The organism is Vibrio sp. S9_S30 (assembly GCF_014694455.1).
Classification (GTDB): Bacteria; Pseudomonadota; Gammaproteobacteria; order Enterobacterales; family Vibrionaceae; genus Vibrio.
On record NZ_JAAUWT010000004.1, the window covers coordinates 43776 to 67654 of the forward strand.

A 23879-nucleotide genomic window follows, 5' to 3' on the forward strand; every position below is an offset into this window, starting at 1 on the left:
TTTAGACGTATGCATCACTCTCGTTATGAGAGGTTTAAAAACTGCGTTTTTGTTGCGAGATTTCTTGTGGTTATAAATACTAAGTTGATTGTAACGTTTAGCATTATAAACTGTGAACGGCTATACAATAAGGGAAGTAAGAATAAGCTAAGTCGAAATAACAGTAAGGAATACTCTGGTTAAAACATAATAAGTTTCGGAAATACCGATGTTTGAGCTCCAAACAAGCGATTTTTCCCAAGCGACATCACACTATAAACTTTGAATTATTGTTTGTTAGCATTCTATTAACAAAGTAGATGAAAGGGCGATATCATGAATGATGTCATTAAACATTTTTTTAAAATGGAATCCGCGGGTGGTATTATCCTAGTAATTGTGGCTGCAATTGCTATGTTTGTCGCGAACTCCCCACTCAACGAAATGTACCAAGCTGGGTTAAACACTTACGTATTGGGCATGTCTATTTCTCACTGGATCAATGATGGCTTGATGGCTGTCTTCTTCCTTCTCATTGGTCTAGAAGTTAAACGTGAACTCCTAGAAGGCGCTTTAAAATCCAAAGAAACCGCAATCTTCCCAGCGATCGCTGCTGTGGGCGGAATGCTCGTACCTGCACTGGTTTATATCGCGTTCAATAGCGGTGACCCAACAGCGATGCAAGGTTGGGCGATCCCAGCAGCAACCGATATCGCCTTTGCCTTAGGCATTATGGCGCTTTTAGGTAAGCGTGTACCGGTCAGTCTTAAGGTTTTCCTGCTTGCTTTGGCTATCATCGATGACTTGGGTGTGGTTGTAATCATCGCACTGTTTTACACAAGTGATCTTTCTACCACTGCACTTTTGATAGGTTTTGTTGCTACTGCAGCACTGTTCTTCATGAATAGCCGTCATATCACCAAGATTCGCTGGTACCTCATTGTCGGTTTTATTTTGTGGGTTGCTGTGCTCAAGTCTGGTGTTCACGCAACATTGGCTGGCGTTGTCATAGGCTTTGCTATTCCACTAAACGGAAACAAAGGGGAGCAGTCGCCTCTTAAACATGTTGAACACGCATTGCACTCTTATGTTGCGTTCTTTATTTTGCCAGTCTTTGCTTTTGCAAACGCGGGTATCTCATTGGAAGGTGTATCCATGTCTGGGTTAACTTCAATGTTGCCACTCGGTATTGCGATGGGGCTGTTGATTGGTAAGCCTATTGGTATCTTCAGCTTTAGTTGGATTGCAGTCAAAATGGGCGCGGCTAAGTTGCCAGAAGGTATCAACATGAAACACATATTTGCGGTCTCGGTACTGTGCGGTATTGGTTTTACCATGTCGATATTTATATCTGGATTGGCGTTTGTTGACGTCAGCGCGGAATTTGATACGTATTCTCGATTAGGTATCCTGATGGGATCAACGACTTCAGCAATACTAGGCTATTTGCTGCTTCACTTCTCGCTACCTAAAGAGCCTGTTGCTATAGAAGAAGTACAGCATTAAGTAACCTGAGTTTCACACATAAGAATGGAACTAAATGCCCAAGTCGCGATGATCGTTTGATGAGAATTATCTATCGCATAAGGACTTGGGCATGATTCATTTAGACGCTGCTGTTTGGGTGCCGCCGCTTTTTGTCAGGCTCTCCTTCCTGAGTGACATAAGCGCCTCGTGTCTACTAGAGATAAACAAAGAACCGCTCCCTCCATTTTTATACTAGTGAAGTGAAACGCTAGTTATCTGGTTTATTTCATTATTAATAAGCAAGCTGGTATCACTTCAGTTACAGTAATGACAGCCAGTGTGGATAAAAAACGCTTATGAAATGACTTGTGACGAGTGGAAAGAAGATCATCTACTGCCAGCACTATCCCACCACAATTCGCAGTATTGGGCGCTCAATCAAAAAGAGCCAGCAAGGAAAGCCCCCTTCGGTACTGTTTAGAATCCAAATTTTTGTTCTAGCTCAACAATGTAGGGAGATAAGTCTCCGATGTGGATATTAAGCCAATCCGAATTGTAGTAAGTATCAAGGTATTGCTCACCACTGTCGCATAGCAAAGTCACCAGCGATCCTGTTTCACCTTTTGCGTGCATGTCGATCGCAATTTGAAGTACACAATATAAATTGGTTCCTGTTGATGCCCCTACTTTCCTGCCGAGCTTTCGCTCTAGCCAGTGTGCCGTAGCAATACTGGCTGCATCTGGGATGGTCCGCATTTCATCAATAACATTAGGAATAAAGCTAGGTTCAACCCGTGGTCGACCTATCCCTTCGATACGGCTGCTCATATTCAGTGTTAAAGAATGATCACCAGTACGATAATACGCGTTATAAACGGAATTCTCTGGATCAACGACACACAGTTTAGTTGGGTGTTTTTGGTAACGGATAAATCGACCAATCGTAGCGGATGTACTACCTGTTCCAGCGCTCATAACAATCCAAGCTGGAATGGGGTGATTTTCTTGCTCCATTTGCTTGAAAATACTATTGGCAATGTTGTTGTTTCCACGCCAATCGGTGGCTCTTTCCGCGTAGGTAAACTGATCCATATAATGACCGTTTAGTTCTACCGACAACTTTCTTGATTCTGAATCGATTTCATCAGCGTGATCGACAAAGTGAACTTCTCCGCCATACAGCTCGATTTGCTTAATTTTTGAATGCGCCGTTTTTTTAGACATAACCGCAATGAAACGTAATCCAAGCAGTCGAGCAAAATAGGCTTCGCTTACTGCTGTACTTCCCGAGGACGATTCAATAATAGGGGTATCAGGACCAATCCAACCATTGCAAATAGCATATAAAAACAGTGATCTTGCTAGTCTATGTTTCAGTGAGCCTGTTGGGTGGGTACTTTCATCTTTTAGATAAACATCAATACCTTTAATATAAGGTAAGTTGAGTTTTATAAGGTGTGTATCGGCACTTCTTTGAAAGTCGGTCTCTATTATTCGGATTGCCTTATTGGTCCAGTCACGGTCAATGCTCATTGCAAACAGCTCCTTGTGTCCGAAATTAAGTGATTTCAGAATTCATGTTACTTTAGATTGTGTCTGTATAATTAGAGTACGCTCGAAATGTAATAATATGTTTATTTTTTTTATACATTGTGGCTTAATTGATGGGGTTTTTCTACATTTGAATTATTTATGAGTAAACCATCACTGGATAGAATCGATAGAGAGCTTCTTATCCTATTGCAAAAGGACAGTACATTGTCGTTAAATGAGCTAGCAGAGCGAGTTCACCTTACGACGACTCCTTGTTGGAAGCGATTGAAAAGACTCGAAGAAGAAGGGTTTATAGACAAACGCGTAGCATTATTGAACCCCGAAAAATTAGGGTTGTGTTTTACAGCCTTCGTCATGCTAAAGACCAGTGATCATTCCCATGAGTGGTATACAAGATTTGTAGACACTGCTTCTGAGTTTCCTGAAGTGATGGAATTTTATCGAATGGCAGGGGAGTATGACTACATGATGCGCGTGTTAGTACAAGACATGAAGTCGTTCGATGATTTCTACAAACAGCTTGTCAATAGTGTGGATGGCATTACCAATGTGACTTCAACTTTTTCGATGGAAACATTGAAATACACAACTGCGTTACCTGTTTGAATCAACCTCTGTTAGCCCATGTAAAACTCTCTGTAGACAGTCGTGCCAATTCTAGTATTGTGTTCTAGGTATTTACGACTGTTTCCTCAAAGCGAATCAACATGTTAGTCGGAATGAAAACGGCAGAGAAAGTCACTACCGTTGGTCTGTATTTATTCTGTTGGCAATCACCTTTCTATTCGATAATCACTATCATATTCGATAATCACTATCATATTCGACAATCACCATTGACTATTTTACAAACCGCATTACGCCTTCTTGAACGGCAGAGGCGACCAATGCCCCCTGTTGATTGTATATCTCTCCACGCACCAGACCTCGTGTATTACTTGCCGTTGGGCTGTCAATGGAATACAGCAGCCACTCGTCCATTTTGAACGGTCGATGGAACCACATGGAGTGATCGATCGTCGCAACTTGTAGTTTGGGTGTCATTAAAGACACTTCGTGCGGGTGTAATGCGGTAACCAAGAAGCCCCAGTCTGAAGCATACGCCAATAGATATTGATGAATTAATTGATTATCTGGCACTTCACCATTAGCTTTAATCCAAAGGTGTTGTGTGGGGTTGGTTTTTTGTGGTTTTAATGGGTTAACTACCGTCACAGGGCGTACCTCTATCGGTTTCTCCCCACAAAAAGCACGCTTGATTTTCTCAGGTAAGAAATCGGCGATTTGATTAGCAAGCACCGATTCCGACGCGTAGTTCTCTGGTCCTGGGATTTCTGGCATCGTATTTTGATGTTCAAATCCGGGTTCATCACCATGGTAAGACGCCGTTAGATAAAATATCGGGCGACCATTTTGAATGGCTTTTACCCGACGAGTGCTAAAGCTACGCCCATCACGTAAGTTTTCGACATCGTAAATAATGGATTTCTCAGGATCACCTGGAAATAAAAAGTAGCTGTGGAACGAATGCACTGTTCTGTCACTGTCTACCGTGTAGCGGGAAGCAGAAAGGGCTTGCCCAATAACTTGTCCACCATACACATGTGGCAACCCAAGATGTTCACTTTGCCCACGGAAGAGTTCCTTTTCTAACTGTTCCAACTGCAATAAATTAAGCAGTTCATTTAATGGTTTACTCATCGTACCTCCGTCAAAGTTGTGTCAATTAAATACCTTGTATAACGACAAAAAACAAGTTTGGGCGATATACTCGCACTACATCCATTGGTTCGGAATAAAAGTGATGAAGAAACTGTTGGTACTCATGATGACTGCTGTTGTAAGCACTGGTCTGGTTGGTTGTCAAAAGCCTGAAGAGTCATCTGCTGCCGTTGAAGTAAAACCGGTAGAAATGGCGTTTGTTGAAGGCTCAGTCTACTACCGCGAACGTATTGCTTTACCTGAGAATGCCAAGGTAACAGTGTCGCTACAGGATATTTCACTTGCTGATGCACCCTCTGTGCTTCTCGTCAAACAAGAATTTGAAGCCAATGGAAATCAAGTACCGTTCTATTTCAAGTTAGACTATAACAAAGCGAATATCCTGCCAGAGCACACATACAGTGTCAGCGCTCGCATTGAAGTGAATGGTGAGCTGCTCTTTATCACTGGTAGCGTTTTCCCCGTTATTACCGATGCGAAGCAAACGCATAAATTGGATCTTATGTTGGTAAATGCACGTTAAATCCAGCAGAAAGACCTGTCATTCATGGCTTTTTTGTACGGAGCTTTGAGTGAGTAGGTCTTTCAAGTACTGAGTACTAGTTGGAAATGCTCCTGACTAGTCTATTGTATTACTAGAGACTAGAGACTAGAGACTAGAGACTAGAGACTAGAGACTAGAGACAAGAGACAAGAGACAAGAGACAAGAGACTAGAGACTAGAGACAAGAGACAAGAGACAAGAGACAAGAGACAAGAGACAAGAGACAAGAGACAAGAGATAAACGTCAGCGCTACAATTCCCATTGATAATCTTTTAAGCGTACCTTTCCGGCGTAATTCACAACCACACCTTCTTCTTCAAGTTTGCTTTTTTGCCTATCGAAACTCGCCCCTTTTAGCGAGATCTCACCTCGGCTATTGATCACTCTATGCCAGGGTAACTTACTGTTTTTGGGCAGATTACCGAGTGCCTTGCCTACGTGGCGAGCATAACCGGGATAACCTGCTAGTTTTGCCACTTGCCCGTAGGTGGATACATTGCCATATGGAATTTGGTGAATTACTGCAAAGATTTGGCTTAGAAATTGATCCATACTGATATTGTCCTAGTTCGTCCACGGAATATAAGGAGAGAGCTATGGTGTTTTCTTTACTCCAGTTTGTAGTCACCACTTTACTTGCGATTGTCTGTGCAAGGGCGCTGAGTCTGAGTGGTGGTGATATTCCCGTATTGGCTTTAGTTATACCCGCATTGTGGATTCTGCCTCAAGGAGGCACGGCGGGACTGATTCTTTTAGGCTCATTGGCAGTGTATGGTTTTACATTGCCATTGCAACCCATCGCGATGTCTTTGAGTGTTTGGATCTTATTCCCGTTACTGATGGTGACCTTTTCAAGACGCAGCAGTATATATATTCTCATTACAACGGCTGCGACCATCGTGGTTATGCATGTAGGCATTATGGTGACACAAGCCGAAGGAAAAATTCCTGGAGAGTGGGGGATCACCCTAATTCAAACTCTATCAGTAATGGTCACTTGGTTTGCGGCTCGACACTGGAAAAGTTCATCTCAGCATAGTTGGTGGGCACTGTCATTGATATTAGCGCTATGGCTAGCTGGATGGACACATGCCGCGCTAATTGCTCTGTGTATTGTTGGTATTATTGCATCTGCTGAAACGTTGCCCAAATTATCAACATTCAACTGGAATAAGTTGCTTTGCTGGACTTTGCCTACAGTCGGGTTTGCCACAATGGTCGCATCCGAAGCAGTAGACATCCCCAATCCGGTATTCGTCGTTTGGATATTCTTTTTAGGGACGGCATGGGCGACGGACTACGTGTTGAGATCGGAAGACGAGCATGTAGACTCATGAAACGCTTTATCCCCAGCTCAAATTTGCTACATATGTTCACCAATGATTTTATTTTTGAATTAACCTCACATAAATTAAGTGAGGTTCTATGTTTATCTTAGTAGCGCTTTTCTTTGTTACATTAATGTGAAAGATAGATGTGTTTTAAGGCATAGAGAGCGATATGTGAAAAAATTGGCAATCCTGTTTAGTGTTTTTTTTGTGCTACAACTGACGGGAATAAAACTGGTTTATGGGCAAAAATCTCAATATGTAGTTGCAACTGAAGCGGATGATGTTGTTACCCGTTTTTTATTTGATGCGATAGCGGAAGAGTTTTCTATCGAGATTGTGTACAAAAACATGGCGGACTTTGACTCCGTTCTTGGCTCGGTTGCGCGTGGCGAGAGTGACTTTGCTGCAAATGTCACCCATACCGCAGATAGAGAAGCTCTCTTTGAATTTTCAGCGCCAACCAACATTGAATATACCTACTTATTTAGCCCTTCAGGAATAAGCCTTAACGAAGCTGAAATAATCGGTGTACCAAAGAATACTATCTATACGGATCTTATTTCTCATAACTTCCCTAACATCAAGCTCATAGAATATAACGGTTATGAAGACGCCAAAAATCTTTTGCTATCAGGAGAAGTCAATGGGGTAGTTGATGCAATCAATCAGCTTAAAGCAATGCTGATGATCGGGCTGGATGCACAGTTACTCAACGACCAAATTTCCATAAAACCTGTTTCTATCATTTCACCTAAAGGAAAGAACAGAGAAGAGCTCCAGCGCATAGTCGATTTTATACATTCTGAATCCATGCAAAAAAGGCTTCGTACTTATATAAGACAATACCAATTTGATATTCGCCGAGACGCCCTAAGACGAGATATGTTAGTACTGGGGTTGAAACCTCAACAAACATTCCGCGTGAAACTAGAAAATGCTTATCCATATATAGAATATAACGAGAATGGGTTGGTGCGGGGAATCAGCGCCGATACGCTATTACAGGCATGCTACATTCTTACTTTCACTTGTGAAGTGGTGAGTACAGAGAATGAAAGTTGGGAAAGTATGTACAGCGACCTAATCAACAAAAAAATTGATATTCTGGCTCCACTAACCATTTCAGAACAACGCAAAAACATTGCCTATTTCAGTGTTCCACACTATTTTCCAGAAGCCATCATTGTAAAACGCCTCGGCTTTAAACCCGATGTTTATAGCCATGTATCAGAACTGATTACTGAGCGTATTGGTGTGGTGCGGGATGACTTCTTTGATGAATTGCTAAGCCAACTATTACCTCAAAAAACCTTTATTCGGTACTTGAGTCAAGACGCACTTGTGAATGCTTTAGTCAACAATGAGATCGATTATATTGCTCTAGATAAGGCAACGCTTAATACCTTATTAAAAGAGCAGGAGCTTCTTCCTATTACGCAAGATTACAGCATCGAAAGTTTTCACCGTTCGGAAATAGCACTAGGTTTCCCGAAAACGACACAGGGAGAGGTTCTGGCGGCGTTGTTTTCGCGAGCCATTCGAATGTTAGACACCGCAAGCATTAATGATTTCTATGACAAGCAACCAGATTGGCGGAATACGTTGGAGAAGGAACAAGAACTCGCCAATAAAACGAAACGCCTGTTCATGATCGCTATTGCCTTTATATTACTCGTTGCCTACCTACTGTATCGTCAAGCCAATACAGACAGCTTAACCAAGCTCGGAAACCGACGAGCACTCAACCTCAAATACAGCCGAGGTATCAAACCTTGGCAAACGGTGTTTTACCTAGATATTAACGATTTTAAGCAGATCAATGATCAGTATGGGCACGATGTAGGTGACAGAGTTATCCAAACTTATGCGTCTATTATTCGAAGAAACTGGAAGGGTAGCTGGTATCGAATTGGAGGGGATGAATTTATTCTTATTTGCTCTAAGCCATTGCAAGATAAAGACGAAATCCTCAAAAACCTTAAGCTCTTTTCATTTTATCTCGATGAAAGAGACAGGGATTTATCGGTTTCTGTCTCCATAGGTGTATTTGAACCTCGCCAAAAAGAATACACATTGCGTGAGATCTTAATTCGAGCCGATGAAGCCATGTACCAGTCCAAACGAAAAGGGGAGCCGACCTTCGTCGACACCACCGCCTAACATACAGAAAATGCTCACTTTGTGTAATCTTTCATCGTTCAGGTCAAGAATGTGCTAATAATTAACAGAGAGGGTTGCAATCGGGTGGAGGATACTGAATAATCCATCCTGCTCTCGAGGATACGATACCCTTGGGCACTTACAGAATCTATGGAGGCCCTGGTCCTCCCGCAACGATAGCTCGTGAACTCGGTCAGGTCCGGAAGGAAGCAGCCGCAGCGTGTGACTCGTGTGCCGGGATGTGGCTGGGGTCTCCGCCCATCTGGCGTTTGTACATTAGCCTCTATTCTCAAATCTTCAGTTTTTCAAACCATTTAATACTGTGCTTATCGGTGGATTAATGTTGCTGAAAATGTAGGTTCTAATCGTTTAAGATTTCAATTGAATTTGCCTTTATCCGAGTGTTCTCAACAATTCGGTAACGCTAACCGCTGCCTAATCTCATGCTCACTTTCCTCTGTAAAGTATTAATTCTCAAACTTGGTAAGCCAGTTAATTGGGTATGCCTAAACCGACATGATACTGTGAAATAATAGGATTGGATCTGATTAGACATGAAATGTACGTCTAGATAAGTAGTGATTCTTTACTTAATAGTGAAATACTCTGATAACAAATTAATTAATAGTCTTTGATGTCGGCGTTGAGATCAATATTCGGTGTAATACACTGGTCGGATTGGGGATTTAATTGTGATAATGAAGCAGCAGTGAAGAATGAGTAGGTGCATGGTTTATGTATTTTTATTATATATGCGTGTAATTGTATATTAAATGGAAATGACTATGATAAATGCAGTTCTAATGTCGGCGTTGGCAACTTCATTCTTACCGATTGGTCAGGTTGGAGATATCGCTCAGGCGGAGCCGATTCCTCAGCAGCTAAATGCCAGTGCTTTTGCCACGGGTTCAACTGAAGCCACTTATACCCCCGTGTGTCAAACCATTCAACTTAATACTTCTTATAATGCCACATTGAATTCTGGTGGTGGTGTGTGTGTTCACTTTTCAGTTGCTGAGCCAATAAAAATTACCAGCATTATGAACCAACTGGATGACGCTACAGACGCGTCACTTAAGCTCTATCACCACATTAATGGTCAGTTTAAGCTTGTGGGAACAGAATCCGTTGTGGCAGGACAAGGGATCGAAGTTCTACATAGCGTAAACCAACCCGGCGAGTACTATTGGCAAATCACCGTGGCTAATGCAACCAACGATGCCATTTTATTTGGGTCCATTACAACGAAACACTTTGATGAGTATGAAGTCAACGATACGTTTGAAACATCAACCTCATTTTCTGAGGGTTGGCATAGCGTTACAGCGAACACGGACACGGAGATTGATGCCGACTACTACTTGTATGAAGCCACCAGTACCGATGGCGTAAAACTATTCCTAGATGACCAACTGGCCCCTAATAGCTGGAAACTTGAAGTGCTGCGTGTGGATTCGCCAGCTTGGGTCGAATACCAAGGTGGGGTAGAGCATTTAATCTTAGGGCTTGCGAATCAAGAGCGCATGCTAGTCCGCGTGACGGCAAATGCTGCTGTTGCGGCAACGACGGAGTCTTACGCACTGTCGGTGGGTGCACCTGAGGTGGTGTCTCCCAATTACAAATACGTACCAGGTGCTTTTTCGGGCAGTGTTAGTCTTCAAGGTCGGGTAAACCAAAATACATACTTTGATGCAGCAGCCCCTTATGACACGCTTAAGTCGTTTGTGATCATGCCTCGGTCTAATATTAGCAGTGCTCTAAATTGCCGCATCCGCCTGTATGATGCGACCAATAAGCAGATTGGACTGTATGGGTGTGAACGTTCACGACAAGTGAACTTCTCAGAAAGTAATGATTATAAGAAACCAATTCGCGCACATTTAGAAATGTACCATGCGGATTTTGCTAATCGTGGTACGGTTTATTACGACATTAGTTTGAATGCTTCATTTAATTATATTGCCGACTTAGACGGTGATGGCATGTCTCAAACGTTTGAGAATACCCATGGTTTGAATGATTTATCCGCGCTTGATGCCGCGCTGGATTTAGATGGTGATGGTGCTAGCAACTTGCAAGAATACGAAGCGGGCACGGATCCAAAAAATCCGCTGAGTAAACCTTAATCCTAAGCTTTACATTGTGTTAGCACGAAGCCCTACCTTAATGTAGGGCTTTTGCTAGGAGTTGGGTAACGATGTGGTGTTCTGCTAGTTAGCTTTGGACCCTTTGTTTTCCACTAGCTGGCGAGTGGTGACTAAGCACAGTGTTGTAAATTGATCGGTGAGAAACGCTTGTTTCCCCTCAATACGTTTGCTGTTGAGGACCATGGTTTTGTCTGTGAGTTTACCTTGGAAGTCCCACTTGCTAAATGCTTCATGACGTGCGTCTGCACACGGTGTTTGTAATACATAGCTTTCGGTTACTGATGTATCACAGGTTCCGTTGGCATTTTTTATACCGTGGAACGTAATGTGGCTGTCTCTATCGCGGTAGTGGGTAACTGCTAACGCATTGAACAAATGGATATCGCTGACCTTTTCTTTGTATGCGAGCATACGGTGGGGGTTCTTTTTTAAACTGGAGCGTGCAAGCTCTCGTAACTCTGTAGAACAGGGTATAGCTTGCTCAGTGGCAATGATGTCCATCGATGTCGTCACTGGCGCCTCTTCTGCAAGAGCAGTAGGAGAGAGCACAAGCAATCCAGAGTACAAAACGAATATGGGTTTCATGTACGCTCCTTGATATCTAGGAAGTATTGTTAGTTATTTTGCTTTGTTCGCCATAACAGGAAAGTCGAGAGTATATCGCTCTCCGTTATCACGTATTAATGTGACTTTTATGGTTTCACCAGCCTTAAAGCGCTGAGTTAATCCCATGAGCATTAGGTGGTGACCACTGGGTTCTAACTTGAATGTCTCGTTAGGTTTGACCTCAATCACGTCGGCTTTTCGCATCGCCATTCGGCTATCGCGTAAGAACATTCGGTGAAATTCAGTATGCTTCGCCGCTTCTGTTTCTACCTCTGTAAATCGAACGGTTTCAGTGCCTTTATTCGTGATATTCAGGTAACCAGAAGTCACTTTAATGCCGGGAATGGTCGCTTTGATGCGTGCGTAATCGACATGAATTTCGTCTGTTAAGCGCTGAACTTGGCGTGATGGAAGAGGGTCAGGCTGGTAGAAAGGCTTCTTGGTCTTCTCGTAGTAAGCGACGGAAAAAGCAAGCAAAAAGGTGATAAAGCCCACAATGCCAATTTTGGCGAGTTTCATGAAGCATTTCCGGTAGTTGCGTTGTACTCTTCTAGGGCACGTTCAATACGAGCCGCTAGTTCAATAGGGGTGGTACTGTGGCTAAGAGAGTCAACCAGCTGACCATCAGGATCAATGATATAGAATCGGGATGCGTGGTCCACCGTGTAAGCGAGTTCTGACGACGACATGTCAACCAAGTCAATGTACACACCGTATTGATCCGTAATGGTTTGGATCTCCTCTTTGGAGCCCGTTAACCCTAAAATTCGCTTATCAAAGTACTGTGCGAAGTCATTGAGTGATGTTAAGTCGTCACGCTCTGGATCAACGCTTACAAAGAACCCTTGGGTTTTATCGTATACATTTTCAGGCAAGTACTTGAACGACGCAGACATCACACCCATCGATGAAGGGCAGACTTCAGCACAATTTAGATAGCCAAAATATAAAACGACGACGTTATCTTTGTATGCGTCGAGTTCTACAGAACCATTGATGCTGTCTAAATCAAATTTCCCACCTAAATCTTTGAACTGGCGAGGCTTCTCCCCTATAGGGAGCGTGGTATTGTCCACATAGAGTGCAAGAATACCTGCCAGAGCAAGGACACCCAATGCTAAAACTATTTTCACTGGGTTTCGAGTCATTAGATGAATTCCTTGAGTTGAAGTACGTTCAACGAAGCTTGTTGAGTTTCATGGATTTCTGGCGGAGAAAAGTCGATAGAAATCAAAATACAGAACACCATAATACACACGATGGAGAACAGCATTTGTTGCTTACCCCATTGCTCTGTCGGCATTTTTTGAAAGCTCACTTTCGCTAAGTACAACCAGTACATGCTGACCAGCCCCATGCCCAGCGCGTACCAACTACCGGCGTAACCTAAGTAAGTCAGCGCCAAAGAAGCGATAGCAAATGCGATGATGTAACCCATGATGTGGGTACGTGCTTTATCTACGCCTTCTTTAATCGGCAATACAGGAATGGATGCCGCTTTGTAATCGTCAAAGCGATAAATCGCAATGGCGTAGGAGTGTGGGATCTGCCAGATGCAAAATGTAAGGAATACAATGGCGGCACCAAGATCCAGTTGGTTGGTTACCGCGCAATATCCGATGACCGGAGGGCAAGCACCTGATAAGCCACCAATGAGAGTTCCGTGTACAGAGTGTCGTTTGTAGTACAGGCTGTAAAAACCGACGTATACAACGAACCCAAGAACACCGAACCAGAAAGCAACCATTGAGGTGAAGAAAAACAGAGTAGAAAATCCTGCAATACCCAGAATGGTAGCCCAAGCGAGTGCATTGGACACTGGGACGACTTTTTGTACTAGCTCACGTTGGCAAGTGCGTTTCATCTTGGCATCGATGTCTTTGTCGATGAAGTTATTGAATACGCAGCCTGAAGCAACGATGAACGTTGTACCTAAACACACGGCAAGAAAGAGGCTCCAATCAATCTGGCCCTGAGAGGCCAGAAAGAAACCACCAGCCGCGGCAACAAGGTTGCCGCGGATAATGCCAGGTTTAGTGAGTTGTAAATAGTTCGAAATCATTAGGTATTCCGATTAGTGGCCCATCAGCATGTTGTGGTTCAGGTGTTCCATAATCCAAAGCGAACCAATGAGTATGATGGCCACTAAGACGACAACGAATACTGCCGAGGTCGTGTTCCACATCTGCTCGGAAGAGGTATTCATATGCAAGAAGAACACCAATTGAACCAAAATTTGCGCAACAGCACAGACTAAGATAACGCCGATTTTCAGCTGTGGAGAGCCGATATCCATCATTACCATAGCGAATGGGATCACTGTGAGTAAGATGGAATAAATAAGACCCATTACATATTCTTTAACGCTGCCATGCGCTTGACCGCCATGACCATGTTCTGCAGTCTGTGCCATTACATCACTCCCATTAGATAAACCACACTAAACACGCAAATCCAGATAACATCTAGGAAGTGCCAGAACAAGCTTAAGCAAGACAGACGTGCTTCGTTGTCTTCAGTAAAGCCATCTCGTTTAAAGTGGAAATACAAAACGATCATCCAAATCAAACCAGCGAAAACGTGTAAACCGTGTGTTGCGACAAGTGCGTAGAAAGACGACCAGTACGCACTGCTGTCAAACGTTGCACCTGCTTCGCTGAAATGATGGAACTCATACAGTTCCATAATCAAGAAGCCCAAGCCCAGTGCAAAGGTTGTCCAAAGCCAGAACCACATGCCTTTCGCATCGCGCTCTTTCGCTTTCAGCATCCCCATGCCGAAGGTGAAACTACTGAGCAGTAGCAAGGCAGTACCGCCTGCTACAAACCACAGGTTAAAGAGTTCACTTGGTTCTACAATGCCCGCAAAGCTATTTGAGAAAACAGCAAAGGTGGCAAACAACGTACCGAACAGTAAACAGTCGCTTAGGATATAAATCCAAAAGCCAAAGATGGTGTCGCCAGCGTAATCATGGTGGTCATGATCATCGTGACCACCATTGTCCAGCACTGATTTATCATGTGCAGTCATATTATCTCCTAAATCCTTAAACCGCTGGGGATGCAGGTTTCGTATCGGCTTCTTTCGACGCTGGGTTAAATTCAGGGTGCTCCTGATAAACCTTGTCTAGATGAGCGCCTTCAATAGCCTCAACTTCAGAAACTTCAACGTAGTAATCTTTATTGCGTTGGAAGCTGTATACGATCCAAGACACGATCATGCCTAGGAAGCCGACAACCACCATCCACCAGATATGCCATACAAAGGCGAAACCCATAATCAGCGAGAAGAAGCTGATTACGACACCTGCCCAAGTGTTACTTGGCATGTGGATTCGCTTATAGCGGTCAGGCTTTTGGTATGCCATTCCATGCTCTTTGCGGTAGTGGTGTTCATCTCTATCATGAATTTTTGGCAGAGTTGCAAAGTTATAGAATGGAGGTGGAGAAGAGGTTGCCCACTCAAGCGTACGACCATTCCAAGGGTCACCTGTTTCGTCCATGTTTTGCTTACGATCGCGAATACTGATGAAGACTTGGTAGAACTGAGCGGCAATACCAGCAGCAATAATGGCAACACCGAATGCAGCAATCCAAAGTAATGGAGCCCACTCTGGGTTGTCTGTGGTATTTAAACGACGAGTCATGCCGTTAAAGCCCAGCACGTATACTGGCATAAAGGCAACGAAGAAACCGACAGTCCAAAGTGCACAAGACACCTTGCCCCACTTCTCGTTCAGCTTGAAGCCCGTCGCTTTAGGGAACCAGTAGGTAAAGCCCGCAAAGTAGCCGAATACCGCACCACCAATGATGACATTGTGGAAGTGAGCGATCACGAACAAGCTGTTATGCAGAACGAAGTTAGCAGCAGGCACTGCAAGCATGACACCCGTCATACCACCAATGGTGAAGGTAATAAGGAATGCAATGGTCCACCACATACTGGCGGTGAATTCTACACGCCCTTTGTACATGGTGAAGAGCCAGTTAAATATCTTAACTCCGGTGGGTATGGATATGATCATGGTGGCTATTCCGAAGAAGGCGTTAACACTTGCCCCAGCCCCCATGGTAAAGAAGTGGTGTAGCCATACGATAAACGAAAGTACCATGATGACCGCCGTCGCCCATACAAGAGACGTGTAGCCAAACAGTCGTTTGCGTGAGAACGTAGCACAGACTTCCGAGAAAATACCAAACGCAGGTAAAACCAGGATGTACACCTCTGGGTGACCCCATGCCCAAATCAAGTTCACGTACATCATCTGGTTGCCGCCCATGTCATTGGTAAAGAAATGCGTACCAATGTAGCGGTCAAGGGTCAGAAGTGTCAGTGTGACAGTAAGAATAGGGAAGGCAACAATGATCAATGCGTTGGCACACAGTGAAGTCCATGTGAATACTGGCATTTGCATCAGTTTCATGCCTGGAGCACGCATACGCAGGATAGTAACAACGAAGTTAACACCGGTTAGAAGCGTACCAATGCCCGAGATCTGGAGCGACCAGAGCCAATAATCCACACCAACCCAAGGGCTGTATTCCATTCCAGAAAGCGGCGGATAAGCCAACCAACCTGTCGCAGCAAATTCACCCACAAACAAAGACAGGTTGATTAGGATTGCACCGACAACGAATAGCCAGAAACTCAAGGAGTTTAAGAATGGGAAAGCAACGTCCCTTGCGCCAATTTGAAGCGGTACTACAACGTTCATCAAGCCCACGACCAAAGGCATGGCCACGAAGAAAATCATGATGACGCCGTGAGCCGTAAAAATTTGGTCGTAATGCTCGGGGGGCAGATAGGAGGCGTCGACAGTGGCCATCGCTTGCTGCGAACGCATGAGTATGGCGTCGGAGAACCCCCGAACCATCATGACTAATGCAACGATGATGTACATGACACCAATCTTTTTGTGGTCGACAGACGTTAGCCATTCAGACCACAAGTATTTCCATTTCCCCATGTAGGTAATCAAACCTAACAGACCTAGGCCACCAAGAATGGCGGCGATCATAACGGGTAAAATCACTGGGTCAGTATACGGAATGACGTCCCAGTTTAGTTTTCCGAATATTAAATCAGGTTCGGCATGTACGTCGCCTTTATAGGCCATTTTGAGCTCCTGAATGTTTCTCGATGATATCTTTGAATCGCAGTGGATCGACAGAAGAGTAGTAGGTGATAGGGTGGTATTTCTTGATCTGCTCTTTCGCATTCGCAGTCAAGGCGTCGTAGCTTGTGTCATTCAGCACTTGCTCAGACCGTTTTACTTTGTTCACCCATTCATCAAAACCAGGCTCGCTGACAGCATGCGCTTTAAAGTGCATGTTCGCGAATCCGAAACCACTGTAGTTAGCCGACATTCCGCGGTAGACACCTTCTTCCGTCGCCATCAAATTAACGCGGTTTTCCATGCCAGCCATGGCGTAGATTTGGCTACCCAATTGAGGAATGAAGAACGAATTCATTGTCGTATCAGATGTGACGAGAAATTCAACAGGACGATCAATAGGGAAGGCAACTTCATTAACGGTGGCAATTTGTTGTTCAGGGTAGATGAACAACCATTTCCAATTCATGGAAACAACCTGAATTGTTAGTGGTGTCTTGTCTGACTCGATTTCACGGCGTGGATCAAGAGAGTGGGACGTTTCATAAGTAATCCAACCCAATGCCAAAATAATCAAACAAGGAACAGTCCAAACTATCACTTCGATTTTTGTGGAATGTTCCCAGTTTGGTTTGTACTCCGCCTCTTTGTTAGAGGTGCGGTACTTGTATGGGAAATACACACACATGAACAGCACCGGAACAATGATGATGCCCATGAGTAAAACAGAAGTGATAATCAACGATTCCTGAGCTTGACCAATGGGCCCCTTAGGATCGAATAACACCATGTTACTACCGAAAAATAGTACGCCTAATAAAATCAGCCCAACGACTGATGTTAATATTAATGCAACTTTTATGTTACATTTTATTTTCATTTGTCCTCCCTGGAACTCAAGACCAGAATAAATTCAAAGACAATAATTACAGTACGCAGTGTCTAAATACGCAGAATATTCACTTCACTTTAAGAAACGGCATGCCAAAAAAACGTTGAATAAAAACGCAAATTTCACATTAACAATATATTATCAATTGAAACAATTGCCTTACAAGATGCGGCGAAAATTAGAATTTAGAAACTAAAGCGTGAATTAAAGTACCAAATTACCAAATTAGCAAGCTTTAACTTGTTCAGAACTGTAAAATTCAATCTGTGTATAAATTACAGAAATATTAATTTCATTTTTTACAAGAAATGAGGTGCTTCAAGACGTTGTGGAGATAATCTGTGTCGTCTTGGGAATTATATATAGCCCACTTAATAACCCTTATTTTAGCATGAGAATATCTTGTTGTTCGGGGTCACAATGAGTGTTAACCATATTTATTTAGTGGTTACTTGTATGGATTAAACCTGATGCTTTCGTGTGATTTTTATGACTTTTTCGAGACTGTCCGTAGATGAAGTTGAGCGTATATCCTGATATTTTATATGGTTTAATGTTGATTTTTTGCGTACCATTTAACCGCGTATACTGTAAGGTAATGGCTTTAATTATGCTCAACACGGTTTATACGGACAGATATCCAAATAACCCTAGGGTACTGGGTTTAGCGATAATTAAGAGCAAAATGTATCTGCTCGACTTGCTATATAAACCTATACTTTGTGTGTCTATTTCCCTGCTTTTTATTAAATTACTATTTGCTAAATTATTCCTTCAAGTTACTTGAAAAAGAATAATGAACGCTGTCCTCCCAGTTCATTTGCCTTCAAGGGGCCGTGAAATACATTTAACCGGATATCGTTTATAGTAAATGTAATGCAATCATATTAATGCCAGAAAATGGGCATAATTAAATGATATAGGTATCAGAATACTTTCTAATAGACCTAAATACCTATGGCACTTTTTGTTCGGTTACATTCATTTTATTCACGCGCATTCAATCGGCTTTCATATACATTTGTCGCTCTGCCTTGTGTTTCATTTCAAGGAGGCAATGGAATACGCATTTCTAGACTATTTGAATATGAAGCCACTCAATAACGGAACCATCAGCCAGTGAAACAGACTCATTCCTTTTCAACAAGGCGCTGAATGATATCGGTCAGTTTTTTGCTTACAGAGTCAAATTGCTTGTCGATAAAGAAGTGGTCACCCTCTATCAAGGTTAATTCAAAGTCCCCACAAAAGTGAGCCTGCCAGCTTGACAATGAGTCGGGTGGAATAATGCTATCCATAGTCCCGCCCAGCAATGTTACCGGAATGTTGAATTGCTCAATTGTGTTCACTTTGTGCGTTTCTGCGAGCTTAAAATCCGCCTTTAAGCTTGGCATCAGTAAAGACATCAGTTCGTCATGTTCAAGGATTTCATCTGGTGTTCCGCCCATTGCTTTTAACTTTGCTTTAAACCCTTCATCCGAAAGTCCGTGAATCGGGCTTTGGGTATTCAATTGATGCGGCGCTCTTGACGCGGCTGGAATGAAATGTGCGGGCATAGGCATCCCATGCATTTTGAGATAGCGAAGCAGCTCAAACCCAATTCGTGCTCCAAAGCTGTGTCCCCAAATGACATAAGGTTTGTCGGTTAGCGGCGCCAATGCTTCCGCCAAATCCTGAACCAAAGCCTCCATACTTTGATACGGCGTTTCAATCAGTCGGCTCCCTTTTCCTGGCAACTGTACCGCACAAATTTCGGCAGTCAGTTCCTGCAAAGAACTATAAGGAACAAAGGAGCTTATGTTGCCTCCGGCATATGGTAAACAGATTAAGCGTAAGGGGGCATTGGGCTTTGGTTTTGGAATGGCAAACCAACGATTAAGTGACGTGTTTCCGCGCATGTTCAATCCTTTATTGTCAGAAGGCTAGGAGAATAGCGAGGAATGTTAAGAATGGATACCTTTGTTTCATTTTGGGGATAACCGCATTCAATTAAACACATTGCTCCGTTCTGAGGTGAGAGTGGCTGCGTCAGCCAATGTCGAAAGGGCTCATGGTAATCATGGGTCTCACGTTAACAATACGCTTCACGTTAATCAGGCAGGGAGTAGCGTATGCTCACTTCTTTTTGTATAGTCGCGCCAGCCTCAGAGTAGGAAGAAAAATAAAATGGAGAGGTAAATGTTTGAAATAGTGACAAAACGCCTAATGTTAAGGGACTTTGAGGCGAGTGATGTTTCCTCGTACATTAAGTTGACTCAAGACTCAAAATATCAGCGCTTTTATGATGAAGACGATTGTTCTATCGAAAAGGCTGAGTTTTTGGTGAACCTGTTTATTGAGCAGGCATCCGAATTACCACGAAGTAAATATCAGCTCGCCATTGTTTTGCAGCAAACAGGAGAAGTGATTGGTACGTGTGGCATTAGGTTAGAAGCCAATCAACAAGCCTCTATGGGGTGTGGTTTAGCGCGCGAGTTTCAGGGGGCTGGATACGCGCAAGAAGCGGCAGAAGCGATAGCCGAATTTGGGTTTGAAAAGCTGGCGGTTCATCGGTTGTATGCCGAAACGATTGGTGTCAATAAAGCCGCGATGGCGATGTGTCGCCAATTTGGAATGAGAAAGGAAGCTCAGTTTGTTGAACACCGATACTTTAAAGCGCGTTGGTGGGATACGGTTATCTACGCTATGTTACGTTCTGAATGGGAAAAGAGGAAAGGAAGCCAAGATGATTAACCTACAGCCGATGAGTTCACAACATCTAAAGCAAGTTTCGGAGCTGCATGTTGCGGATGAACAGTTGAAATTTGTTGGTACGATGGAAGAGATTTTGGTGAATGTGGATGACAAAATACACCCACATGTCATGGTGAACGAAAGCGGTCATGTCGTTGGGTTCTTTCTCATCGATACGACTTACAGTGAACAGCATGGGTTTGCTGCGCACGGAGCGCTTGGGTTAAGAGCGTTTTTTGTTGATTCTCGCTACCAAGGAAAAGGTTATGGCAAACAAGCCGTTAAGGCGCTTCATTTATATTTACAGCAAGACTATGCGACGTTCGAATCCATTTATCTTACGGTGAATTGTAAAAATTCAAATGCTTATCGTTGTTATGAACTCAATGGTTTTAAAGACCATGGCGAGCGTTACCACGGTGGCGCGGCAGGTCCTCAACACATTATGGAAATGTCGCTCACGTAAACCTTGTTTCTAACGACAACGACACCATCCTCTTTGTTCACCAAAATCAGTGTTCCCCGTTCAACAGGGGCTGACCAATATTGGCGAGGACTGCACTCATCGGCAAGCCTTGTTTTCGCGTATTCCAATGCCACCTTATCGGCTAAATCCTGTGTACCAAATGTTGAGTGGTGAGATCCCGACAAAGTGACCTAACACCGCACATACTCGGTAAAGAGGCACTCATCAAGAAAAAATAATAAACAAGACGGCTACGGGCTGTGTCTTCCTGCCAACGTATTATTCCTGAGTTGGAAGGAAATCGATTTCATTCCCTTCCCCTGTCAGAATAGAAATTCGCTTTGGTTTTCCTTTCACATCTAGCCTTACTTCACCAATGGCAGTGGTATTGACCAGTCTTCGCACCCCCTCAGTGCTTGGGTTGCGTTTTTTGACTTTTAAGCGCTTTCTTTTGGTGAAAAAGTTCAGCAGGGAGCGAGGGGAATAGAGTAACCGATCCGCATGATCGCAGAATCCAAGAAGCGGTTCTGGAAACTGAGCTTTGATGCCGCTGCACGTGACCTGATGGATATTGGGGCTGCTTTTGCGAAATCGTAGCTTGATGTCGTAAGCAAAAGAATAGTGAACATCTCCCGACAATATAACAAAATGGGTAGGGGTTTTGGTGTGGGTGAAAATGCTCAGTAAGGTATTTGCACTGCCTGGGTGCGCCATCCAGTTTTCAGCATCGATCATTAGAGGCTTACCGATTATGGTTGCCGCTTTTTGGAGTGTTTCGATAAATTTCACACCAAACATGGGCGCAGCGGAAACCACGACCACTTTGTCTTGGTGCATTAATTCTTGTTGAAACTCAATTAGCGCTTCCCAATCCATCAGCCCAGAGGGTTTGTTCATCTTGGATTCTGATCGCCAGCGGCGAGTACGGGTATCCAACACCACCACTTTAGGCGACGTGTGTATGGTGTAATGCCATTTCTCGAATTGATACAAATGCTGTATGAGAACGTCTTGATTCTTCATATTTGGCGTTTCAAAAAATGCATTGGCTAATGCCAAAAATTCCGAGTTGAAATGAGTTGGCTCGTTTCCCCACCCCTGACAAAGCCAGTAACTCAATAAACCATTCCCGATGATTCTTTTAGAAAAGGCGTTGCTGTACGCAGCTTTTTCCCAACCGATGGTTAGGTTCCAGTCGTCAGTAACATCATGATCGTCAAAGATCATGTATGTGGGTAAATGTGCGAATAGCCTATGAGCAAAAGGCAGCCCCTCTATAAACTGCTCTATTTGTGTCCTTTCCTTTTCCCATCGTGTTTTGAGCTTACTTGCTAGGGCTTCTGGTATGCACGAATAGGCAACATGCTCCCAAAGCTGTGGCGACCACACCAGTAAATACATGGCGAAAAATTCAGAAAAGCTGACTAAATGATTACCACAATCCCGAGAGCTAAATATCGGAGAAGGTATTGAAGGCATAAATGAAAGTAGCCCACTTTTTTTTTCTTGATAGCGAGGCAAAAGGTTCTCTCGACCATAAAAGCAGTCAGCATGCGCGTGTAAATCCGCTGTAGATGCGATGTTTGTAGATGCAATGTTGGTATCACTGAACGTTTCATTTGGCAGCCCGAGCAAGTCTATCACTTGCACAATGGCACTCAGCATTGGACCGGCGACATGGTCGGCATAGATTTGATCGCCAGCCATGAACAACATATCTGGTCGCTCTTCCCAAGCTTGCTTAGCCATTTTAGTATCCGCCGCGATCAGGGCATCTTTACCATTATGGTGCGGTTTTCGACATGATCCGTGCAAAATGTAATTGGCGGTAGAGGGGATTTTAATCGAGAGCTTTTGTTCTTCTTTATAAAGCAAATGCGGGCATAGCTCGATGACGTTGCCTTTTGGGGTAATAAACTCGTATTCAAGGCACTCGTCTACTGGGAAGTTGCCATGAAAGTGAGCAAGAGTCACAAAAGCATGTGTGCCAACCTTGACTTGCTGGCAGAGATTCAAATCGTGAGAGAAGAACGCTTCCGTAGTGTTTTGCTGATAGAGGTGAAATTGACCGGAGAGCGGCTCCGTTGTGACTATCCAGAAAACCAATTCGTCTGAAGTGGCTTTTCTGAGCATGGGACCGGCAATCAAGAAAGGTAATGGTGAGGACTGATTCATAAACTCTCTATCGAAAAACACTGACAACGGCTTTATCCAGTATAACTGCCCCTAGCTATGGAGTTTATCTGGAACGCAAACAGAGAGCACGGGCATTATCAGCAAATCTAACATTTTAGTGTTTTTTTAACTCACTATTTTGTGCCGTTGGTATAAGAGGCTTCACCAACTTGCCCACAAGATAGAAAACGAGGCTTAAATTCCTGTTAGAAATCTTTACCTACTTATGACGTTATCATGACAAAGTCGCATCTTAATTTTATAAAATAATGCCGTTTTTTGGGTGTTCAGACATGAATAATGGAAGGATGAACATTATCAAAACACGCAGCATTGTTATTGTGCTATTGACCGTTTTGGTGTTGATTCAGCTATGGGTAGGGATTGTTGGCGACAACGTCACCACCAGGTTTGAAGATTACCGAGAAATGGAAGCCTCCGGCATTGTCGAGCAAGGCTGGCTTCCTGCGTTTTTGCCCCAATCTGCCATCAATATCCAAGAAAAGCACGATTTGGACACGAATGAAGTGATGGCAACGTTTGACTATGATCCGCAAGATACGGGTTCGGTGCAGGAAAGCTGCGAGTTGATGTCGGAAACAGAGCAGAGTACGCGTTATTCCTGTTCACATGGAGAAAGCGACGCATTCATCGAGCTTCGTAAAGAAGGTACAGGCACGTTTTCAAGCCGACCTAAAGTGGATGACAAGCCGACTTAAAGTGGATGAACCGTTGTTTGAAACAGCCTTATGAATACAGCGGCTAAGTATAAAAAAATGGCTAAGCATAAAAAAATCCCCAGCTTAATACTGGGGATTTGACATTAATGTATCTTGGTTTTTATAGATATTTATAGTATTGCTATTTCTAGTTTTCTGACGGTGTCAGAGACCGACCTGTCGTCGGTTAGTTTTGCAAGCAAAGGTGCTTAAAAGCGATATATCTTGTTACTATTTTCGTACGATACATTATTCTATTTCAAATTGTAA

Annotated in this window: 22 protein-coding genes and 1 other RNA gene; 10 read left to right on the plus strand and 13 right to left on the minus strand. The window is 43.5% G+C overall.

Annotated elements, in window-relative coordinates; translation table 11 throughout:
* The first annotated feature begins 315 nt into the window (after positions 1-315).
* A complete protein-coding gene (gene nhaA / locus HC752_RS05875; protein ID WP_190334205.1) occupies positions 316-1485 on the plus strand; it encodes a Na+/H+ antiporter NhaA in 1170 nt (389 codons plus the stop codon).
* A 438-nt stretch (positions 1486-1923) separates the two neighbouring features.
* On the opposite strand, the gene HC752_RS05880 is transcribed toward nhaA, so the two are convergent.
* Positions 1924-2979, minus strand: a complete 1056-nt coding sequence (locus HC752_RS05880) for a PLP-dependent cysteine synthase family protein (protein ID WP_190334206.1) — start codon at positions 2977-2979, stop codon at positions 1924-1926.
* A gap of 159 nt (positions 2980-3138) precedes the next feature.
* On the opposite strand from HC752_RS05880, the gene HC752_RS05885 reads away from it, so the two are divergent.
* On the plus strand, positions 3139-3606 hold the full coding sequence (locus HC752_RS05885) for an Lrp/AsnC family transcriptional regulator (RefSeq protein ID WP_190334207.1): 468 nt from the start codon (positions 3139-3141) through the stop codon (positions 3604-3606).
* 234 nt (positions 3607-3840) lie between these two features.
* On the opposite strand, the gene tesB is transcribed toward HC752_RS05885, so the two are convergent.
* Positions 3841-4701 carry an acyl-CoA thioesterase II gene (gene tesB, locus HC752_RS05890; RefSeq protein ID WP_190334208.1) on the minus strand — a complete coding sequence of 287 codons (861 nt, stop codon included), beginning with the start codon at positions 4699-4701 and terminating at the stop codon, positions 3841-3843.
* A 103-nt stretch (positions 4702-4804) separates the two neighbouring features.
* Here tesB and HC752_RS05895 point away from each other — a divergent pair, with 103 nt between their 5' ends.
* Complete coding sequence (locus tag HC752_RS05895) at positions 4805-5245, plus strand: YbaY family lipoprotein (protein WP_190334209.1); 441 nt, start codon at positions 4805-4807, stop codon at positions 5243-5245.
* 271 nt (positions 5246-5516) lie between these two features.
* On the opposite strand, the gene HC752_RS05900 is transcribed toward HC752_RS05895, so the two are convergent.
* Positions 5517-5819, minus strand: coding sequence for an MGMT family protein (locus tag HC752_RS05900; protein ID WP_190334210.1), 303 nt, complete (start codon positions 5817-5819; stop codon positions 5517-5519).
* Between the two features lie 44 nt (positions 5820-5863).
* On the opposite strand from HC752_RS05900, the gene HC752_RS05905 reads away from it, so the two are divergent.
* From HC752_RS05905 to HC752_RS05920, 4 genes are all read left to right on the plus strand, one after another.
* The gene (locus HC752_RS05905; protein WP_190334211.1) at positions 5864-6604 is read left to right on the plus strand and encodes a hypothetical protein; all 741 of its coding nucleotides are present in this window, start codon (positions 5864-5866) and stop codon (positions 6602-6604) included.
* Between the two features lie 165 nt (positions 6605-6769).
* Complete coding sequence (locus HC752_RS05910; RefSeq protein WP_190334212.1) at positions 6770-8758, plus strand: diguanylate cyclase; 1989 nt, start codon at positions 6770-6772, stop codon at positions 8756-8758.
* A gap of 157 nt (positions 8759-8915) precedes the next feature.
* Positions 8916-9012, plus strand: an RNA gene (ffs, locus tag HC752_RS05915) — signal recognition particle sRNA small type.
* Positions 9013-9543: 531 nt separating this feature from the next.
* Positions 9544-10884, plus strand: coding sequence for a thrombospondin type 3 repeat-containing protein (locus tag HC752_RS05920; protein WP_190334213.1), 1341 nt, complete (start codon positions 9544-9546; stop codon positions 10882-10884).
* 84 nt (positions 10885-10968) lie between these two features.
* Here HC752_RS05920 and HC752_RS05925 read toward each other — a convergent pair whose 3' ends face one another.
* The 9 genes from HC752_RS05925 to HC752_RS05965 all read right to left on the minus strand — a co-directional run bounded on the left by HC752_RS05925 (position 10969) and on the right by HC752_RS05965 (position 19414).
* Positions 10969-11490: a hypothetical protein gene (locus HC752_RS05925; protein WP_190334214.1), complete on the minus strand. Its 522-nt coding sequence runs from the start codon at positions 11488-11490 to the stop codon at positions 10969-10971.
* A gap of 33 nt (positions 11491-11523) precedes the next feature.
* Entirely contained in the window at positions 11524-12030 is a 507-nt protein-coding gene (locus HC752_RS05930) for a copper chaperone PCu(A)C (protein WP_190334215.1), read from the minus strand.
* Positions 12027-12659, minus strand: coding sequence for an SCO family protein (locus HC752_RS05935; protein WP_190334216.1), 633 nt, complete (start codon positions 12657-12659; stop codon positions 12027-12029). The genes HC752_RS05930 and HC752_RS05935 overlap by 4 nt, the downstream gene beginning before the upstream one ends.
* The gene (gene cyoE / locus HC752_RS05940; RefSeq protein ID WP_190334217.1) at positions 12659-13573 is read right to left on the minus strand and encodes a heme o synthase; all 915 of its coding nucleotides are present in this window, start codon (positions 13571-13573) and stop codon (positions 12659-12661) included. The genes HC752_RS05935 and cyoE overlap by 1 nt, the downstream gene beginning before the upstream one ends.
* Before the next feature lie 12 nt (positions 13574-13585).
* The gene (gene cyoD / locus HC752_RS05945) at positions 13586-13924 is read right to left on the minus strand and encodes a cytochrome o ubiquinol oxidase subunit IV (RefSeq protein ID WP_190334218.1); all 339 of its coding nucleotides are present in this window, start codon (positions 13922-13924) and stop codon (positions 13586-13588) included.
* The gene (gene cyoC, locus HC752_RS05950) at positions 13924-14541 is read right to left on the minus strand and encodes a cytochrome o ubiquinol oxidase subunit III (RefSeq protein WP_190334219.1); all 618 of its coding nucleotides are present in this window, start codon (positions 14539-14541) and stop codon (positions 13924-13926) included. Before cyoC ends, cyoD begins: the two co-directional genes overlap by 1 nt.
* A gap of 16 nt (positions 14542-14557) precedes the next feature.
* Entirely contained in the window at positions 14558-16588 is a 2031-nt protein-coding gene (cyoB, locus tag HC752_RS05955; protein ID WP_190334451.1) for a cytochrome o ubiquinol oxidase subunit I, read from the minus strand.
* Positions 16589-16616: 28 nt separating this feature from the next.
* Positions 16617-17504, minus strand: a complete 888-nt coding sequence (cyoA, locus tag HC752_RS05960) for a ubiquinol oxidase subunit II (protein ID WP_190334220.1) — start codon at positions 17502-17504, stop codon at positions 16617-16619.
* 1142 nt (positions 17505-18646) lie between these two features.
* Positions 18647-19414, minus strand: a complete 768-nt coding sequence (locus HC752_RS05965) for a thioesterase II family protein (protein ID WP_190334221.1) — start codon at positions 19412-19414, stop codon at positions 18647-18649.
* Between the two features lie 280 nt (positions 19415-19694).
* Between HC752_RS05965 and HC752_RS05970 the strand changes: the two genes are divergently transcribed.
* Positions 19695-20249 carry a GNAT family N-acetyltransferase gene (locus HC752_RS05970; protein ID WP_190334222.1) on the plus strand — a complete coding sequence of 185 codons (555 nt, stop codon included), beginning with the start codon at positions 19695-19697 and terminating at the stop codon, positions 20247-20249.
* On the plus strand, positions 20242-20715 hold the full coding sequence (locus HC752_RS05975; RefSeq protein WP_190334223.1) for a GNAT family N-acetyltransferase: 474 nt from the start codon (positions 20242-20244) through the stop codon (positions 20713-20715). The genes HC752_RS05970 and HC752_RS05975 overlap by 8 nt, the downstream gene beginning before the upstream one ends.
* Before the next feature lie 279 nt (positions 20716-20994).
* Here HC752_RS05975 and HC752_RS05980 read toward each other — a convergent pair whose 3' ends face one another.
* Positions 20995-22890 (minus strand): alkaline phosphatase D family protein, encoded by a 1896-nt coding sequence (locus tag HC752_RS05980; RefSeq protein WP_190334224.1) that lies wholly within the window; start codon positions 22888-22890, stop codon positions 20995-20997.
* Positions 22891-23183: 293 nt separating this feature from the next.
* On the opposite strand from HC752_RS05980, the gene HC752_RS05985 reads away from it, so the two are divergent.
* Positions 23184-23609 (plus strand): hypothetical protein, encoded by a 426-nt coding sequence (locus HC752_RS05985; RefSeq protein WP_190334225.1) that lies wholly within the window; start codon positions 23184-23186, stop codon positions 23607-23609.
* Positions 23610-23879 lie beyond the last annotated feature (270 nt).

What these genes read in the sequence shown, in the direction of transcription:
- nhaA (WP_190334205.1), top strand. Translation starts at nt 316, where the DNA reads ATGAATGATGTCATTAAACATTTTTTTAAAATGGAATCCGCGGGTGGT.
- HC752_RS05880 (WP_190334206.1), bottom strand. Translation starts at nt 2,979, where the DNA reads ATGAGCATTGACCGTGACTGGACCAATAAGGCAATCCGAATAATAGAG.
- HC752_RS05885 (WP_190334207.1), top strand. Translation starts at nt 3,139, where the DNA reads ATGAGTAAACCATCACTGGATAGAATCGATAGAGAGCTTCTTATCCTA.
- tesB (WP_190334208.1), bottom strand. Translation starts at nt 4,701, where the DNA reads ATGAGTAAACCATTAAATGAACTGCTTAATTTATTGCAGTTGGAACAG.
- HC752_RS05895 (WP_190334209.1), top strand. Translation starts at nt 4,805, where the DNA reads ATGAAGAAACTGTTGGTACTCATGATGACTGCTGTTGTAAGCACTGGT.
- HC752_RS05900 (WP_190334210.1), bottom strand. Translation starts at nt 5,819, where the DNA reads ATGGATCAATTTCTAAGCCAAATCTTTGCAGTAATTCACCAAATTCCA.
- HC752_RS05905 (WP_190334211.1), top strand. Translation starts at nt 5,864, where the DNA reads ATGGTGTTTTCTTTACTCCAGTTTGTAGTCACCACTTTACTTGCGATT.
- HC752_RS05920 (WP_190334213.1), top strand. Translation starts at nt 9,544, where the DNA reads ATGATAAATGCAGTTCTAATGTCGGCGTTGGCAACTTCATTCTTACCG.
- HC752_RS05925 (WP_190334214.1), bottom strand. Translation starts at nt 11,490, where the DNA reads ATGAAACCCATATTCGTTTTGTACTCTGGATTGCTTGTGCTCTCTCCT.
- HC752_RS05930 (WP_190334215.1), bottom strand. Translation starts at nt 12,030, where the DNA reads ATGAAACTCGCCAAAATTGGCATTGTGGGCTTTATCACCTTTTTGCTT.
- HC752_RS05935 (WP_190334216.1), bottom strand. Translation starts at nt 12,659, where the DNA reads ATGACTCGAAACCCAGTGAAAATAGTTTTAGCATTGGGTGTCCTTGCT.
- cyoE (WP_190334217.1), bottom strand. Translation starts at nt 13,573, where the DNA reads ATGATTTCGAACTATTTACAACTCACTAAACCTGGCATTATCCGCGGC.
- cyoD (WP_190334218.1), bottom strand. Translation starts at nt 13,924, where the DNA reads ATGGCACAGACTGCAGAACATGGTCATGGCGGTCAAGCGCATGGCAGC.
- cyoC (WP_190334219.1), bottom strand. Translation starts at nt 14,541, where the DNA reads ATGACTGCACATGATAAATCAGTGCTGGACAATGGTGGTCACGATGAT.
- cyoA (WP_190334220.1), bottom strand. Translation starts at nt 17,504, where the DNA reads ATGAAAATAAAATGTAACATAAAAGTTGCATTAATATTAACATCAGTC.
- HC752_RS05965 (WP_190334221.1), bottom strand. Translation starts at nt 19,414, where the DNA reads ATGCGCGGAAACACGTCACTTAATCGTTGGTTTGCCATTCCAAAACCA.
- HC752_RS05970 (WP_190334222.1), top strand. Translation starts at nt 19,695, where the DNA reads ATGTTTGAAATAGTGACAAAACGCCTAATGTTAAGGGACTTTGAGGCG.
- HC752_RS05975 (WP_190334223.1), top strand. Translation starts at nt 20,242, where the DNA reads ATGATTAACCTACAGCCGATGAGTTCACAACATCTAAAGCAAGTTTCG.
- HC752_RS05980 (WP_190334224.1), bottom strand. Translation starts at nt 22,890, where the DNA reads ATGAATCAGTCCTCACCATTACCTTTCTTGATTGCCGGTCCCATGCTC.
- HC752_RS05985 (WP_190334225.1), top strand. Translation starts at nt 23,184, where the DNA reads ATGAATAATGGAAGGATGAACATTATCAAAACACGCAGCATTGTTATT.